General features: G+C 40.9%; 3 protein-coding genes. All 3 read left to right on the top strand.

Annotated features, from left to right (window positions below):
* The first annotated feature begins 944 nt into the window (after positions 1-944).
* The 3 genes from APB76_RS18140 to APB76_RS18150 all read left to right on the top strand — a co-directional run bounded on the left by APB76_RS18140 (position 945) and on the right by APB76_RS18150 (position 2,438).
* Positions 945-1,304 (top strand): hypothetical protein, encoded by a 360-nt coding sequence (locus APB76_RS18140; RefSeq protein WP_054963679.1) that lies wholly within the window; start codon positions 945-947, stop codon positions 1,302-1,304.
* Between the two features lie 136 nt (positions 1,305-1,440).
* On the top strand, positions 1,441-1,953 hold the full coding sequence (locus tag APB76_RS18145) for a hypothetical protein (protein WP_054963678.1): 513 nt from the start codon (positions 1,441-1,443) through the stop codon (positions 1,951-1,953).
* 134 nt (positions 1,954-2,087) lie between these two features.
* Entirely contained in the window at positions 2,088-2,438 is a 351-nt protein-coding gene (locus APB76_RS18150) for a hypothetical protein (protein WP_237767928.1), read from the top strand.
* Positions 2,439-2,477: the final 39 nt, after the last annotated feature.

A 2,477-nucleotide genomic window follows, 5' to 3' on the forward strand; every position in this document is an offset into this window, starting at 1 on the left:
TGTTCGAAAAGTGGTTGAATCAACCAAAGTCAGTTTACTGAAGTGGTGTGTTTGTTTAGTTCTTTGGTGTGGCTTCTTGGGCGTTGACATTACCGTGACTAAATTAGTTTTGCACACTTGGTAGTGGGCTTATTCGAAAGCATTCTTTACCAGGCCAATTTCATCAATTGGGGCTTGGTTTGTGAGCTGTCCAATGTACTTTGTTACTCGAAAGCAATAATGTATTTCAAACTAGGCACTTGGGTGAGAATCTCAACCTTAATCGTAGCAGCTAACAATCTGCTTAAGACGGACTATCAACGTTCGGCGAGTTTACTTCAAAGTTTGTTCTGTGTTTACGGTAGCTTGTTTACGTTTTGTGTTATGTTGTCAGCCACTTAGCAGGGCGTTAGCTAGTATTTAAAGAAACTAAGGGCTTAAGTGCTCATGAATACGGGCTCTAGCTTCACACTTGATAGTTTAGAGGCACAAAGTATCTCGCCAGTGGCACTGTTCGAAAAGTGTTTGAATCAACCGAAGTCAGCTTACTGACGTGGTGTGTTTGTTTAGTTCTTTGGTGCGGCTTCTTGGATGTTGAATTGCTGCCGTGGGTAAATCTAATTTGCGCACTTGGTAGTGGGCTTCTTCGAAAGTATTCTCTGCCAAGCATGGTTCATCATTTAAGTTTAGGTTTTCGAGCTGTCCAACTTACATTGTCATTCAAAACCAATAATGTACTTCAAATTAGGCAGTTGGGTGAAAAACGCAACCTTCTGCGTAGCAGCTAACAAACTGCTCAAGACGGACTATCAACGCTCGGCAGTTTTGGTTCTAGTTTGGTATAGTGTTTACGGTGGTTATTTTTAGTGTTGTGGTTTGCGTTGCTAGCCACTTAGCAGGGCGTTATGTGTCATGCCGCACCGCATACTGTTACAATATGGAGTCAATAATTTTGGGGTATCTAAATGTTTAGCAATCAACCTTCAACTCAAAAAGTTCTTAGTTACATTGAAAATAGCCAAATAGAATTGGCTATTGATGAGTTAACACGCCTTCCCCGAGTGGACAAAGAGTTTACATATAAGTTATTGGAGATTATTCGCGGTCTAGACAACGAGATACATGAAGCTCATCGCGCTAAAGGCCGAGCAATTGCCCAAGCGGTAAAGTTAAATACGAGCAAACTTGAACAACAAAATGAGCAGTTAAAAACAGAAATATCTAGCCTACAAGCTCAGATAAAAGAAATCTCAGTGAAATATGGCCCTAAACCTGAGCGAACAGAATCAAGCTATAATGAGTACCTTTACTCGTCTTCTAAATAACACATAACAAAGCGTTTAAGACGGATTCGCAACGCTCGGCATTTTTGGTTTGCTTCAGCTTAAGTGTTTACGGCACAATGCTTTAAGTGCTGTGGTATGTGTTGCTCACCACTTAACGCGGCGTTAGGCATTTAAAATGAAGTACGAACCAATAGATATCAAGTGCCCAAATTGTGGCAATTTAGCAAAGTTCGAAGAACCATTTGAGTTCTGGTCAAAAATAGCAGCTAATGCTGATGACAATCGACCAACTCATAGGTGGGGAGGTTGGACAGTAGTGGAACGTTTTCCATCACAAGTATCTTGGAAGCCGCCATCGAGTTCAGGTCAGTATCTGAGAGGCGGTGGTAACACTGGTAAAGGTGGCTATCCACTATTAACTAATGGACTTGTACAATGTCAGAGTTGCCATGTGAATAACAAGCATGTGTTGTGTTGGCCTTCTGATGCTTATTGGCAATGGCCGATTAGAGGTGAGCTACTGTGGGCATGGGATAAAGATCATGCTCAATTAATTCTAAACTATGTAAAAACACGTATGAGACCGTCAAGGCACTCCTATAGTTTGCGCTATATCCCAACACACTTTTTGTCAGCAAAAGTACGAGATCTTGTAGTTCAAAAAATGGAACGTAGTATAAATGCCTAACAAACTGCTTAAGACGGACTATCAACGCGGGGCAATTTTAGTTCAAGTCGGGTATAGTGTTTACGGTGGTTTGGTTAAGTGCAGTGGTTTGCGTTGCTAGCCACTTAGCAGGGCGTTAGGGAGCTAGGAGAAATATGTCATATCCTCATTTATCAGAGCAGTCATTTGTACAGTTAATCTCTGATGCGATTCACTTTTACAAGATGTCTATTGAAACTGATGACCCGTATGAAAGTCAGAGGTTCGCCAGATCATCTATTTTGTACTCAACGTTGTCATTAGAGTCAGCGGCCAATTGCTGTTTGTATTCTCTTCAAAGTTCACGTAATTTTATCAACGATCTTGAAAAGACGACCGCATTTGCGAAGTTAGATCTATTCGCGCAGATTAGCGAAAACAAACATATAGATAGGTCACGTATAGAATTTCAGAGAGTTTCTGAACTAAAAAAAGTACGAGACTCTTTTGTTGTAGTGGTCAACTAAAATTGGCCACGGTTTTGTAAGTTTTCCAGTAAAGCCTTT

Source organism: Vibrio bivalvicida, from assembly GCF_001399455.2.
Classification (GTDB): domain Bacteria; phylum Pseudomonadota; class Gammaproteobacteria; order Enterobacterales; family Vibrionaceae; genus Vibrio; species Vibrio bivalvicida.